Raw genomic sequence first — 12,809 nt, 5'->3', positions numbered from 1 at the left:
CCCTGTGGTCGCGTCGTGACCCACCGTCGCGGACGCACGTGCGCGGACGAGCGTTACGGTGTGGACGGCGACGGTGCCGACGACGGGGAGCAGCACATGACGGATCACGACGACGCGACCCCGCAGGCGTTCCTCCGCCGGCACCGAGCACGGTTGGCGTCCCTCGTCGACCGGGTCGTGCCCGGGGACGCGTACCCGTCGGCGTCCGAGGCCGGCGCACTGGAGTTCCTCCGGACGGTCCTCGAGGAGCGTCCGGACTGGCTCGACCGCGTCCGCGCGGTCGTCGCCGGCGCCGACCACGACGAGGACCCGGACTGGGTCTGGTTCGCGGGGATCGTCTCCGCCGGCTACTACGCCGACGCGGCGAACGGCGGCAACGCGGACGAACGCTCGTGGGAGATGGTCGGCTGGCGTCCCGGGCCACCCGACGGGTGGAGCGTCCCGGTGCCGGTCCCGACCGCCGAGCCCGTGATCGTGCGACCGGCGGCGCTCGCCGCGCGGTACGACGCGATCGTCGTCGGATCGGGTGCCGGCGGTGGCGTCGCGGCGTGCGGCCTCGCCGAGTCCGGTCGACGGGTCCTCGTCGTCGAGGCCGGCTCCTGGCCGGGGACCGCCGAGCTCACCGGGGACCACCTCCGGAACCCACGGTCGAACTGGGGTCTCGCGCCGCGGTCCGGCCCCGTGGACCTCGGCAACCCCCGGGTCGTCGCGGCGCGGGACGGCGACCGCGTGGTCCGGCCGTCCGACGGCGACTGGCACGCCAACGCCGTCACGGCCGGGGGCGGCACACGGGTCTACGGCGCTCAGGCCTGGCGGTTCGCACCGGGCGACTTCACGATGGCCACCGACCACGGCGTCCCCGAGGGCAGTGCGCTCCGGGACTGGCCGATCGGCTACGACGACCTCGCGCCGTGGTACGAGCGCGCGGAGTGGGAGCTCGGCGTGAGCGGCGGCGACGACGGCACGTGGGCCGGTCCCCGCGCCCGGCCGCTGCCCATGCCGGCGATCCCGGCGGGTCCGAGGCGGCAGCTACTCGCGGACGCCGCTCGTTCGCTCGGTTGGTCGACGGTGCACGTCCCGCTGCTCGTCAACTCCGTCCCGTACCTCGGGCGCGGGGCCTGCGAGCAGTGCGGCACCTGCGTCGGGTTCGCCTGCCCCGTGGACGCGAAGAACGGCATCCAGAACACGATGCTCCCCCGCGCGTTCGCCACCGGCAACGCCGCGATCGTGCTCGACACCCGGGTCGCCCGGATCCGGACGGACCGGTCCGGTCGGGTCGTCGGGGTCGCCCTCGTCGGGACTGCCGACGGTGTCGACTGGCACGCCGACGTCGACGCGGCCGAGGTCGTCGTGGCAGCGGGTGCGGTCGAGTCGGCCCGGTTGCTGCTCAACAGTCGGAGCGACCGGGAGCCGGACGGGCTCGGCAACGGTGCCGACCAGGTGGGCCGGTACCTGCAGGGCCACCGGTACGGCGGCGCGATGGGCATGTTCGACGACGTCGTCGAGGACGGCCTCGGCCCGGGACCCTCCATCGCCACGACCGACTTCCGGCACGGCGTCCCCGGGCAGATCGGCGGCGGGATCATCGCGGACGAGTTCGTCGCCACGCCCTCGAACACCTTCGCCTACCTGACCGGCCTCGGACTCGTCCCCCGCACCGGGCTCGCCGGCAAGCACGCGATGCGCGACCTCGCCCGGCGCAGCACCCGCCTGATGGGTCCGATCCAGGAGGTCACGTCCGCCGACTCGCGGGTGCGCGTCGACCCGGTCGTCACCGATCGCTGGGGTGTGCCCGTCGCACGGTTCAGCGGCGGACCGCATCCCGAGGACACCCGCGCCCGCGACCACACGAGCGCGCGGAGCGGCGACTGGCTCCGGGCCGCGGGCGCCACCCGGGTCGCCGAGATGCGCGGCGTACTCACCGGCACGAGCGGCGGTCAGCACCAGGCCGGCACCCTCCGGATGGGCGACGACCCGCGCACCTCGGCCGTCGATCCGTTCGGCCGGGTCTGGGGCCACGACAACCTGCGCGTGGCCGACGGGTCGGTGCACGTCACGAACGGCGGGGTGAACCCGGTGCTCACGATCGTCGCGACCGCCATGCGGACGATCGACGCGATGGTGCGGTGACCCGCCGACGGACGGGAGGCACGGTGCGGGCCCGCCCCGCGCCTCCCGTCCGTCGCGTGGTCGCGTCGCGACCCCCGCCGCACCCGCCCCGCCCGACTCGCCCCGCCGCACCGGACCCGTCTCGCCGCACCCGCCGCACCCCACTCGCCCCGCCGCACCGGACCCGTCCCGCCGCACGACGAACGGCACCGCGAACCACGGATGCCCGTGGTTCGCGGTGCCTTCGGTTGTGCGAACGCAGTCCGCGCCGCGAACGCGCCGCAACGCAGCCACAGCGCGCCTAGCGCTTCAGGTTCGTCAGCTCCTGCAGCACCTCGTCCGAGGTCGTGATGATGCGCGCGTTCGCCTGGAACCCGCGCTGCGCCACGATGAGGTTCGTGAACTCCTGCGAGAGGTCGACGTTCGACATCTCGAGCGTCCCCGACGCGAGCTGCCCGACGCCGGGCGACCCCGGGGCGCCGACCGAGGCGTTGCCGGAGTTCGCGGTGGCCCGGTAGCCCGAGGCCCCGGTCTTCTCGAGGCCCGCCGGGTTCGCGAACGTCGCGAGGGCGATCCGGCCGATGGCGAGCGACGCGCCGTTCGAGAACGTCCCGACGACCGTGCCGTCCTTCGAGATGGAGTAGCCCTGGAGCGAGCCGGCCTCGTGGCCGTTCTGCGACGAGATCGACGCGGTGTTCAGCGACGCGAAGCCCGTGAGCTGCCGCATGTCGACCGCGATGCCCCCGACGGCGAGCGTGCCACCGGCCGTGAGCTTGCCGTCGGCGCCGAAGGTGAGCGACGTCGTCGCCTGCGTGCCCTGTCCGTCGGTCGCGGTGACGTCCCACCCGGCGGCGGTGCGCTCGTACGCGATCGACATGGTGTGCTTCGCGCCCGAGGCGTCGTAGACGGTGGCGTCGCGAGTGAGGACCTGGCCGACCGCGGTCTCGGACGGCAGGTTGCCGGTCACCCCGGCGGTGGAGGTGCGGACGGCGGGGGCGGCGGCGTCGAGCGGCAGGACGATGTCGGACAGCGCGCCGTTCTCGTTGACGACGCCGTTCGTGGCCGGGTACCCCTGCACGATCTTGCCGTCGGCGGTGACGAGCCGACCGTCGGCGTCGAAGTCGAACGCGCCGGCACGGCTGTACACGGTGTCGTTGCCGAGGCGCGTGACGAAGAAGCCGTCGCCGGAGATCATCAGGTCGGTGGCCTTGCCGGTCGCCTGGGCGGAGCCCTGCGCGAAGTTCGTGGAGACGCCGGCGACCTGGACGCCGAGGCCGATCTGGGCCGGGTTCGTGCCGCCGATGCCGGTTTGCGGCCCACCGGCACCCTGGGTCATCTGCGACAGGGTGTCCTGGAAGACCGTCGACGACGACTTGAAGCCGACCGTGTTGACGTTGGCGATGTTGTTGCCCGTGACGTCCAGCATCTGCTGGTGCGAACGGAGGCCGGAGATCCCGGAGTAGAGCGAGCGGAGCATGGTGCGTCCTTTCGTGGAGGTACCGAAGAAGAAGAGAAGGGAGCGGGGGTCAGGAGGTCGTCTTGATACCGGAGATCACGTCGAGGTTGACCTCCTTCCCGTTCACCGTCACGGTCGGCACACTCTGGGCGTAGGAGACCGCGGTCGCCGTCCCCGTGATCGTCGTGCCGGACGTGGCGTCGGTGTAGCTGACCTGCTTCCCGACGAGGTTGGCGGCGGCGATCCGCATCTGCAGCGAGAAGTTCTCGTTCGCCGTCGTGGTCTGGTTGGTGATCTGCTCCATCATCGCGAGCTGCGTCTGCTGGCTGATCATCTGGTTCGTGTCCATCGGCGAGGACGGGTCCTGGTTCTGCAGCTGCGTGACCAGGAGCTTCATGAACACCTCGGAGTCCATCGTCTGCGAGCGCGAGCCGGACTGGTTGGCGGCGAGGGCCGCGGCCTGCGCGGCCTGGTCCACGGTGCCGGTGATGCCGTCGATCGGCATGGTGGTTCCCTTCGGTTCTGCCGGTGCTGGAGGTCGTCGCTCAGGCGAGGACGTCGAGTCCGACGCTGCGGACGGTGGGCGTGTGGGCGGTGCCGGGTGCGCGCGGGGTGGGTCGCGCCTCCTGGCCGGGGTCGAGGCGGGGGCCCGCCTGGGTGGGCCGGTCGTCCTGCCCGGACCGTGCGTCCGGGTGGTTCTGCGAGGACAGGTCGAGCGTCGTCGACAGGGCGGACCCGGCGGCGTCGCGGCGGAGGTCCGGCAGCACCTGTCGCACGGCGTCCCGACCGGCGTCCGACGCCGCGAACAGCTCGACGTGCATGCCGTGCGCGGTCACGTGCGCTCGGACGGTGACGGGGCCGAGCGCGTCGGGGGTCACCTGGACGGTCACGACGTGCTCCCCCGGCCCGGCCTGCGCGAGCGCGAACACCGGACGGCTCAGCTGCTGCTGGAGCGGCACCGGCGCGTTCGCGGTCGCGGAGCCGGCCGTAGCGGCCGCCGGTGCGACCGACGCGGTGGTCGAGGCGGCCGGGACCGCGAAGGCGCCCTCACCGCCACGGGGTGCGGTGACGGACTGGAGGCGCGGATCACCCTGGTCGCGCGTCCCACCGTCAGACCCGTGGCCGCTCCGGGCATCGCCGCCCGCGGTGCCGACGGTCGGGACGGCCGTCGCCGTGGCGACGACGGGCTGGGTCGGTGCGGCGGTGTCGGTGGCACCCGGGGTCGCCTGGACCACCGGGGCGACCGGGGTGGTCGGGGTCGTCGAGGTCGGGGACACCGACGCCGAGGTCGTTGCGCTCGGGGTGGTCGGGGTCGCGGGGCCGCCGGTCGTCGACGGGGCCGGTGCCGCGGCGGGCAGGGCGCTCGCCGGGCCCGCGACCGGAGGCGGCATCACGGGTGCGGCGGTCGCGGCGACGACGGTCGCGGGTGCGGCGCTCGTCGCGGGTGCGGCGGTCGTCACGGGTGCGGGGGCCGTCGCGGGAGCGGCGGTCGTCGCGGGTGCGGGGGCCGTCGCCACGGGGGTCGCGTCGGTCTGGTTCAGGGCCGCGGCTGCCCCGCCGGTGGTGGCGGGCGGGACGGTCGGGATCGATGCCGGCGAGGCGTCGCTCGTCGCAGGCGTGGCAGTCGCACGGAGGCGCGCGCCCGACTGGGTCGCGGTCCCCGCGAGCGGCGACGCGTCGCCGGCCGGAGCGACCGCGGTGGCCGGTGCCGGCGGCGTCGGGGAGTTCGCGTCCGGGACGACGGCGGAGGCCCCGAGCGCCTCGGCACCGGCGAGCGGGGCCGCCGCGGCGGACGCCACGAGTGCGGCCACCGTCGCAGCGGGGTCGGCGGTCGGCGTCACGTCCGCACCACCGGTCGTCCCGCCCGCGGCCGGACGGGTCGCGGCGTCGTCGGTCGGGGTGTCGTCCGTCGGTCGTCGTCCGGCCGGCGAGGTCGTGGGACGCGTGTCCCGGTCCGTCCCGTGCGGTGCCGGACGGCGTGCGTCGGACGGAGCCGTGCGGCGGTCGCTGTCCGGGGCGGTGCCGGCTGCCGCGGACCCGGCTGCGGCCAGCGCGGCTCCGAACGAGTCGGCGGACGCCGGGGTCGGTGCCGACGACCCGGCGCGAGCGGGTGCCGGGGCGGCCGGCTGCGTGCTGATCGTGAGGCTCATGCTGCGCTCCCGGACTGCATCAGGGAGAGCAGCGCCGCCGTCTGCAGGTCCGTCCCACCCGACGCCGCGGACGTCGCGGACGTCGCGGTCGTGGCGGACGCCTGGGCGGGCACGATGCGTCGGATCGTGGCGATGTCCGAGTCCTTGTACCAGTTGTCGACGATCCGGACGTCCTTGCCCGGTCGCGGCGCGTGCAGCACCTTGCCGTCGCCGACGTAGATGACGACGTGGCCCTCGCCCTTCGGGACGATCAGGTCGCCGGGCTGGGCGTCCTTGAGCGACCCCACCTCGACGCCCATCTTCGCCTGGTCCGGCACGACACGGGGCATGGTCACCCCGAGGTCCTTGAACACCGTCTGCACGAGCCCCGAGCAGTCCATGCCGCTCGTCGTGGTGCCGCCGAAGACGTACGGCACGCCGAGGTACTTCTTCGCGTCCGCCACCACGTCGGCACCGGTCGCGCCGCTGCCCGTCGCGATGGTCCCCGTGCCGGCGTCGACCGACGTCGCGGGAGCGGTCGACGCCGACGCCGCGGTCGCCGCGGTGCCGGTCGTCCCGGTCGCGGTCGCCATCGCGTCGGCGAAGGCGCTGGAGGTGTCGGCACCCGCGGTCTGCGAGGTCGCCGCCGCTGCGGTCGTCCCGGTGCGCAGGGCATCGATCTGGGTCCGGATCACGGAGATCCGCGAGAGCACGGCGTCCACGCTCATCGGGCACCACCTTCCGTGCGGCTGCGTGCCGCGATCTCGTCGAGGGCGTTCTGTTCGGTGCGGAGCTCGTCGGCGACCTGCTGCTGGTCGTGCTGGACCTCGAGCTTCTCGAGCCCGAGGGCCGAGCGGCGTGCGGCGGTGTAGTCGTCCTGCGCCCGGTCGGCGTCGGCGCGGCGGTTCCGGACCACGGCGTCGAGCTCCTCGAGCATCCCCCGGGTGGCGGCACGGGCCGCGGCGACGGCGCTGAGGGTCGCGGCGTCCTGCACGTGCTGCGTCCCCTCGGTGTCGGCGAGGTTCCGGCGCGCGGCGATCCGGGCGTCGGCGGCGTCTCGTACCCGCTCGTTCGCGGTGGCGAGGGCCGCGGCGGCACGGTCCTGTTCGGCGTGCCGGAGGCGCAGGAGCCCGGCGAGCGGGAAGCGGCGGGCCATCAGGCACGACCTCCGACGCCGAGGGTGGCGACCAGCTGGTCGAGCAAGCGCCACGACGAGGACGCCGTGGCGCGCTCGTCCATGCCCTGCCGCAGGAAGCCGTCGATCGCGTCCTGGTGGTCGACGGCGGCGTCGACGAGCGGGTTCGTGCCGCGCTGGTACGCACCGACGTCGAGGAGGTCCTGCGCCGCCTTCCGGGCGGCCATCACCGTGCGGAGGGCCGTCGCGGTGCCGCGCTGTCCGGGCGTGGTCACCTTCGAGGCCACGCGGGACACCGAGCCGAGCGCGTCGACCGACGGGAAGTGGCCGGTGATCGCGAGCTTCCGGTCGAGCACGACGTGCCCGTCGAGGATGCTCCGGGCGGCGTCGGCGATCGGTTCGTTGTGGTCGTCGCCGTCGACGAGCACCGTGTAGAGGCCCGTGACGCTGCCGACCCGGTCGGTCCCGGCCCGTTCGAGCAGCCCGGCGAGCACCGAGAACGTCGACGGCGGGTACCCCCGGGTGGCCGGCGGCTCCCCGACGGACAGCCCGATCTCGCGCTGCGCCATCGCCACGCGGGTGAGCGAGTCCATCATCAGCACGACGTCCTGGCCGGCGTCGCGGAACGACTCGGCGATGCGGGTGGCGACGAACGCGGCCCGCAGCCGCATGAGCGCCGGCTCGTCCGAGGTGGACACAACGACGATCGAGCGGGCGAGGCCCTCGGGGCCGAGGTCGTCCTCGAGGAACTCCCGGACCTCGCGTCCACGCTCACCGACGAGCGCGATGACGTTGACGGCGGCGTCGCTCCCCCGGGCGATCATCGACAGCAGCGAGGACTTGCCGACGCCGGAGCCCGCGAACAGGCCCATGCGCTGCCCGCGTCCGACCGTGGTGAGGGTGTCGAGCACGCGGACGCCGAGCTGCATCGGGGTGTCGATGCGCGTGCGGGCCATCGCGTTCGGCGTCTCGTGGTCGAGCGGCACCCACGCGACCGGCTCGCCGCCGACCCCGACGAGCGGACCACGGTCGTCGATCGGGCGTCCGAGCCCGTCGAGCACGCGCCCGAACAGTCCCGTGCCGGTCGGCACGAGCACCGGTCGACCGGTGGGCCGGGCGGGCGTGCCGGCGGTGACACCGGTGAGGCGTCCGAGCGGCATGCAGCGGACGCCGGAGGGGTCGGTCGCCACGACCTCGACGAGGGTCTGCTGTGCACCCTCGGCGCCGACCGAGACGACCTCACCGACGTGCGCGTCGAGTCCGGCGATCGTGAGGCCGAGGCCGACGGCGCTCGTGACGACCCCGACGCGCTGCGGAGCGGCCTGCCGGAGTGCCTCGTCGAGCCCGCGGGGGCGCAGGAGCGTCGCGGTCACGGTGCCACCCCCAGCGCCGTGCGGGCGCGGTCGAGCGCCGTGGCGATCCGCGCGTCGAGCAACCCGTCCGGCAGGTCGACGACGGCGTCGCCGTCGACGAGCGACGGGTCGGCGACGACCGGGACCGGCAGGTCCAGGTCGGCGACGCGCGCGGCGTCCGCGACGCTCAGACGGACGGCCACGGCGACCGTGCGGTCGACGGACGCGAGCGCCCGCTCGACGGTCGCCTGTGCACCGGGGACGACCCGCGCCTCCCGTCCGTCACCGGCGGCGTCCGCGGTTCGGGAGGCGCGGACGGCGTACCCGACGACGGCTTCGGCCAGGTCGACGGCGGCGACCGCGACCGACTGCTCGGCCTGGTCGAGGACCGGCGCGACGTGCGACAGCATCGCGTTCGTCGCGGCGTCGAGGACCGCGATGCGGCGCGCGGTGTCTGCCTGCATCGAGGCGGTGCGGGCCGCGTGCTCGGACTCGAGCCGGGCGCGCAACGCCGCCGTCTCGGCCTGTGCCTGTCGGAGCCCGGCTGCGTACCCGGCCGCGTGGCCGCGCACGTCGGCGCTCGACGCGCGCGCGCTCGCGCTCGCGGCGGAGTCCCCGATCACCGGGAACGCGACGCGCTGGACGATCGACTCAGTCAACGAGCTCGTCCTCCTCGGCGCGGTGGACCGTGATGACGCCCTGCGCCTCGAGTTCGCGGACGGACCGCACGACCTCGGCGCGGGCCTCCTCGACCTGCGAGACCCGGACGGGGCCCATGGCCTGCAGCTCGTCGTCGAGCAGCTCGCGGTTGCGCTCGGAGACGTTCGCGCGGATCGTCTCGACGACCGGCGCGGCGGCACCCTTCATCGCGGTCGCGAGGAGCTTCGAGTCGATGCCGCGGAGCACCTGTTGGATGTCGCGGGACTCGAGCTTGACGATGTCCTCGAAGGTGAGCATCCGGGAGCGGATGTCCTCGGCGAGCTCCGGGTCGCGCGCCTCGAGCCCGTCGAGGACGGCCTTCTCGGTGGCGACGTCCGAGCGGTTGATGATGTCGACGAGCGGGGCGATGCCGCCGACGACCTCGACGCTCTCACGCGGGGACACCACGGCGCCGGCGCGCTGCCGGAGGACGCCGGCGACGATCCCGACGGCCTCCGGGGTCGCACTCCCCATGGTCGCGAACGCCTGGGCGACGTCGGTGCGGGCGCGCTCGTCCACCCCGGCGAGCACGGCGCTGGCCTGCGCGGGCTTCAGGTGCGCGAGGACGAGGGCGATGGTCTGCGGGAGCTCCCCCTCGAGGAGCGTGACGACCTGCCCGGGCTCGGCGTCGTCGAGGAAGTCGAAGGACTGCCCCGCGAGGTTCGAGGCGAGCCGGTCCATGACCCCGGCGGCGCGCTCGGCACCGAACGACGCCTCGAGGAGCCCGAGGGCGGTCTCCTTGCCGCCGCGCTTCTGCGTGCGGCCGCTCAGCGTCATCCGGTGGAACTCGGTGAGGGTGCGGTCGACGACGGTGTCCTCGACGCGGCGCATCCGGACGATCTCGGCGGAGATCTCCTCGGCCTCGATCTCGGTGAACTGCTTCATCACCTCGGCCGCGCGCTCGGTCTCCATCTGCATGAGGATGAGCGCGACCTTCTGCGCGCCGGTCAGGGCACGGTCGCCCGCGCCGGTCCCGCCGGCGCTCGGCACGAGCGCGCTCACACCGGTGCCCGGTCGTCGAGGAGTCCGCGGAGGAGCTCGGCCGTGCGCTTCGGGTCCCGCTCGGCGAGGGCGGAGATGTCCTGTCGACGCCGTTCGGCGCTGATCTCCTCGGTGGTGAGGACCTCGGTGGGCGAGTCGTCGTGCGGGATGGTCGGCAGCGCGACGGTCGGGGCGTCCCCGGCCTGCAGGGGGCTTCTGTCCGCGCCGTCCACGGCGAGCGGGAGCTGGAAGGTCTCACCCGAGAACGCGTCGAGCTCGCCGAGGTCGACCGCCTCGCGCTCCTGCTTCCGGCTGCGGCGCGCGAGGAAGACGATGATCGCGACGAGGGCGAGGAGCGCCCCCACGACGATGCCGGCGGTGCGGATCGACGACCACAGGGCCTCCTGCTGGTCGGCCTGCTGCTGGGCCTCGAGCGCCTTCGTCGCCTTGTCGGCGGCGCTGGTGTCGAAGTCCATCATCGCCACGCGGACCTGGTCGCCGCGGGTCTGGTCGACGCCGGCGGCCGCGGCCACGAGGTCGTTGATGCTCTGCAGGTTCGCGTTCTGCACGGCGTTCGCCTTCGAGTTCAGGGCGACCGAGATCGTCTGCCGCGAGAGGCCGCCGGCCGGCAGCTGCGTCGTCTCGGTGGTGTGGTCGACGGCGTTGTTCTTCGTCGCCGACTCGTTCGTGTACCCGTCCGTGCCGGAGCTCGCCGTGCCGTTCGGCACCGCGATGTTGTCCGGACCGAGCACGCCCGTCGCCCCCGAGGACGCGCCTGACCCCGAGCCGTACTGCTCGGTCGAGGACGACTCGTTCAGGGCCACCGGGCCGGTCGTCGGCGTCGTGTACGACTCCGAGGTCCGCGTGCCGGAGTTCTGGTTCATGGTCGCGGACACCACGACGCTGGCGTTCCCGGCGCCGAGGGTCGTGTCGAGCAGGTCCTGGATCTTCTTGCTCGTCGCGGCGTCGTAGTCGGCCGCCTGGTCGGCCCCGCTGCCGGTCGCGCCGGTGCCGACGGCGGAGAGCGTCTGGCCCTTCGCGTCGACGACCGAGACGTCGGTCGGCTGCATGCCCTCGACGGCGGCGCTCGTGAGGTGCACGATCGCCTGGACCTGGTCGGTGGACAGCTCGGCGCCGTTCTTCGTGGCGATGAACACCGACGCGGTCGGGTCCTTCTCCTCGGACACGAACACGGTCTTCTCCGGGATCGCGAGCTGCACCGTCGCGGTCTGGACGCCGTCCATCGCGCCGATGGTCTTCGCGAGCTCGCCCTCCATCGCACGCTTGTAGGTGACGTCCTGCTGGAACTCGGAGCTCGTCACGCCCATCTTGTCGAGCAGCGAGTAGCCGCCCTCGTTCGACGCCGGCAGCCCGTTCGACGCGGCCTTGAGGCGCTCGGAGTACACCGAGCCCTGCGGGACGAGGATCGTCGCGCCGCCGTCGGTGAGCTGGAACGGCACACCGTCGGTGGTGAGCTGGTCGGTGACGCTCGCCGCGTCGGCCGCCGCCAGGCCGGTGAACAGCGGCGCGTAGGACGCCTTGCCGAGCCAGCTCGCGAGCGCGATGCCGCCGAGCACGAGCGCGGCGATGACGAGGATCGCGATGGTCCGCTGGGCGGCGCTGAAGCCCTTGACGTAGGCGGCGAGACGTCCGAAGAGGTCCTTGACGGCGACGGGCATCAGGCCTGCATCCTCATGATCTCGTTGAAGGCGTCGACGCCCTTGTTCCGGACGGCGGAGACGAGCTCGAGCGTGACCTGGGCGCGGGTGGCGGCGATCGTCGCGTCGTGGATGTCGTCGAGGTTGCCGGTGACGGCCTTCAGGGCGAGGGTCTTCGAGTCGCTCTGCAGCTGCTGCAGGCCGTCGACGGCGTTGCCGAGGCTGGCGGCGAACCCGCTGCCGTCGGACGTCGCGCCGGTGGCCGCGACTCCGCTGGTCGTGCTCGTGCCGACGTCGCTGGACGTGCCGCTCAGGCTCGTCATCGCGTTCGTCATCGCGTTGGTGGTCACACCGTTCACGGCGTCGATGGGCATCAGTTCTTCCCGATCTGCAGGGCCGCCTCGTAGGCGGTCTTCGCGCGGTCGACCACGGCGGCGTTCGCCTGGTAGCCCCGCTGGGCCATGATGAGGTCCGCCATCTGCGTGCCGAGGTCGATGTCCGGCATGCGGACGTAGCCCTCCGCGTTCGCGAGCGGGTTGTCCGGGTCGTAGGTCACCCGGCCGGCGGCACTGCCGAACGCGGCGCCCTTGACGTAGGCGCCGGAGACGCCGTTGCCCTCCTGGACCTCGACGTAGCGGGCCTGGAAGGCGGTGTCGTCCATCGACTTCACGGTGTTGACGTTCGCGATGTTGTCGGACACGGCGTCGAGCCACTTGCGGTGCACGGTCATGCCGGTGCTCGCGATGCCGATCGCGTCGAACGTGGTCACGAGGTGGTCCGCATCGCTGCACGGACGCTGGTGAGCTCGGAGTTCATCGCCTGCGTCGCGAACTGGTACCGCAGCACGGTGTCGATGTTCGAGAGCGTCTCCTCGTCGAGGTTGACGTTGTTCCCGTTCGTGTTGGTCGGCTCGAGGCTCCGCGCGACGGTCGGCGTGGTGGCGCCGTTCCCGTCGACGATCGACTTCGCGAGGGCGTCCTCGAACTGGACCTTCTCGGCGTGGTAGTTCGGCGTGTTGATGTTCGCGATGTTGTTCGCGATCACCTTCTGCCGCATCGACAGGCCGTCGAGCGCACTCTGCAGTGCGACGCTCGTCACGGAATCGAACACGGTGGACCGTCCCCTCGGTGTGCGCGCCACCCCCTGGTGACGTCGCGCGATGGCGGTGGCCGATCCGTGGCCGAACTGGTGAGCGATCCGTGCTCACCGGGCGCTGTCGGCCGGGCCGTGGGGCGCGTTAGGGGTCGCCCCGAACGGGGGGCGGGTGGGGGGGCGGGCGGGCGAGCCGAC

General features: G+C 73.6%; 13 protein-coding genes. 1 reads left to right on the top strand and 12 read right to left on the bottom strand.

Annotated features, from left to right (window positions below; genetic code table 11):
* Window positions 1–96 precede the first annotated feature (96 nt).
* Complete coding sequence (locus ACQXVK_RS07230; RefSeq protein WP_430853142.1) at window positions 97–2,130, top strand: GMC oxidoreductase; 2,034 nt, start codon at window positions 97–99, stop codon at window positions 2,128–2,130.
* A gap of 280 nt (window positions 2,131–2,410) precedes the next feature.
* Here ACQXVK_RS07230 and ACQXVK_RS07225 read toward each other — a convergent pair whose 3' ends face one another.
* The 12 genes from ACQXVK_RS07225 to ACQXVK_RS07170 are packed head-to-tail and all read right to left on the bottom strand — an operon-like array spanning window position 2,411 to window position 12,629.
* On the bottom strand, window positions 2,411–3,586 hold the full coding sequence (locus ACQXVK_RS07225) for a flagellar hook protein FlgE (RefSeq protein ID WP_402262607.1): 1,176 nt from the start codon (window positions 3,584–3,586) through the stop codon (window positions 2,411–2,413).
* Between the two features lie 49 nt (window positions 3,587–3,635).
* The gene (locus ACQXVK_RS07220; RefSeq protein WP_430853141.1) at window positions 3,636–4,070 is read right to left on the bottom strand and encodes a flagellar hook assembly protein FlgD; all 435 of its coding nucleotides are present in this window, start codon (window positions 4,068–4,070) and stop codon (window positions 3,636–3,638) included.
* Between the two features lie 40 nt (window positions 4,071–4,110).
* Window positions 4,111–5,715 (bottom strand): flagellar hook-length control protein FliK, encoded by a 1,605-nt coding sequence (locus ACQXVK_RS07215; RefSeq protein WP_430853140.1) that lies wholly within the window; start codon window positions 5,713–5,715, stop codon window positions 4,111–4,113.
* The gene (locus ACQXVK_RS07210; RefSeq protein ID WP_430853139.1) at window positions 5,712–6,422 is read right to left on the bottom strand and encodes a C40 family peptidase; all 711 of its coding nucleotides are present in this window, start codon (window positions 6,420–6,422) and stop codon (window positions 5,712–5,714) included. Before ACQXVK_RS07210 ends, ACQXVK_RS07215 begins: the two co-directional genes overlap by 4 nt.
* Window positions 6,419–6,850, bottom strand: coding sequence for a flagellar FliJ family protein (locus tag ACQXVK_RS07205; protein ID WP_402262594.1), 432 nt, complete (start codon window positions 6,848–6,850; stop codon window positions 6,419–6,421). Before ACQXVK_RS07205 ends, ACQXVK_RS07210 begins: the two co-directional genes overlap by 4 nt.
* Window positions 6,850–8,202, bottom strand: coding sequence for a FliI/YscN family ATPase (locus ACQXVK_RS07200; RefSeq protein WP_430853138.1), 1,353 nt, complete (start codon window positions 8,200–8,202; stop codon window positions 6,850–6,852). The genes ACQXVK_RS07205 and ACQXVK_RS07200 overlap by 1 nt, the downstream gene beginning before the upstream one ends.
* Window positions 8,199–8,840 (bottom strand): hypothetical protein, encoded by a 642-nt coding sequence (locus ACQXVK_RS07195; RefSeq protein ID WP_430853137.1) that lies wholly within the window; start codon window positions 8,838–8,840, stop codon window positions 8,199–8,201. The genes ACQXVK_RS07200 and ACQXVK_RS07195 overlap by 4 nt, the downstream gene beginning before the upstream one ends.
* Window positions 8,833–9,882 carry a flagellar motor switch protein FliG gene (gene fliG, locus ACQXVK_RS07190; protein WP_416395084.1) on the bottom strand — a complete coding sequence of 350 codons (1,050 nt, stop codon included), beginning with the start codon at window positions 9,880–9,882 and terminating at the stop codon, window positions 8,833–8,835. Before fliG ends, ACQXVK_RS07195 begins: the two co-directional genes overlap by 8 nt.
* Window positions 9,879–11,540: a flagellar basal-body MS-ring/collar protein FliF gene (gene fliF, locus ACQXVK_RS07185; RefSeq protein WP_416395086.1), complete on the bottom strand. Its 1,662-nt coding sequence runs from the start codon at window positions 11,538–11,540 to the stop codon at window positions 9,879–9,881. The genes fliG and fliF overlap by 4 nt, the downstream gene beginning before the upstream one ends.
* On the bottom strand, window positions 11,540–11,893 hold the full coding sequence (fliE, locus tag ACQXVK_RS07180) for a flagellar hook-basal body complex protein FliE (RefSeq protein WP_430853136.1): 354 nt from the start codon (window positions 11,891–11,893) through the stop codon (window positions 11,540–11,542). The genes fliF and fliE overlap by 1 nt, the downstream gene beginning before the upstream one ends.
* Window positions 11,893–12,288 (bottom strand): flagellar basal body rod protein FlgC, encoded by a 396-nt coding sequence (locus tag ACQXVK_RS07175; RefSeq protein WP_022907321.1) that lies wholly within the window; start codon window positions 12,286–12,288, stop codon window positions 11,893–11,895. The genes fliE and ACQXVK_RS07175 overlap by 1 nt, the downstream gene beginning before the upstream one ends.
* Window positions 12,285–12,629, bottom strand: a complete 345-nt coding sequence (locus ACQXVK_RS07170; RefSeq protein WP_022907320.1) for a flagellar basal body rod protein FlgB — start codon at window positions 12,627–12,629, stop codon at window positions 12,285–12,287. The genes ACQXVK_RS07175 and ACQXVK_RS07170 overlap by 4 nt, the downstream gene beginning before the upstream one ends.
* Window positions 12,630–12,809: the final 180 nt, after the last annotated feature.

Source organism: Curtobacterium sp. AB451 (assembly GCF_050585845.1).
Classification (GTDB): Bacteria; Actinomycetota; Actinomycetes; order Actinomycetales; family Microbacteriaceae; genus Curtobacterium.
This window is presented reverse-complemented; position numbering and strand designations above follow the sequence as displayed.

Bases quoted from the DNA above. Each gene is read 5' to 3' on its own strand.
- ACQXVK_RS07230 (WP_430853142.1), top strand. From the start codon at position 97: ATGACGGATCACGACGACGCGACCCCGCAGGCGTTCCTCCGCCGGCAC.
- ACQXVK_RS07225 (WP_402262607.1), bottom strand. From the start codon at position 3,586: ATGCTCCGCTCGCTCTACTCCGGGATCTCCGGCCTCCGTTCGCACCAG.
- ACQXVK_RS07220 (WP_430853141.1), bottom strand. From the start codon at position 4,070: ATGCCGATCGACGGCATCACCGGCACCGTGGACCAGGCCGCGCAGGCC.
- ACQXVK_RS07215 (WP_430853140.1), bottom strand. From the start codon at position 5,715: ATGAGCCTCACGATCAGCACGCAGCCGGCCGCCCCGGCACCCGCTCGC.
- ACQXVK_RS07210 (WP_430853139.1), bottom strand. From the start codon at position 6,422: ATGAGCGTGGACGCCGTGCTCTCGCGGATCTCCGTGATCCGGACCCAG.
- ACQXVK_RS07205 (WP_402262594.1), bottom strand. From the start codon at position 6,850: ATGGCCCGCCGCTTCCCGCTCGCCGGGCTCCTGCGCCTCCGGCACGCC.
- fliF (WP_416395086.1), bottom strand. From the start codon at position 11,540: ATGCCCGTCGCCGTCAAGGACCTCTTCGGACGTCTCGCCGCCTACGTC.
- fliE (WP_430853136.1), bottom strand. From the start codon at position 11,893: ATGCCCATCGACGCCGTGAACGGTGTGACCACCAACGCGATGACGAAC.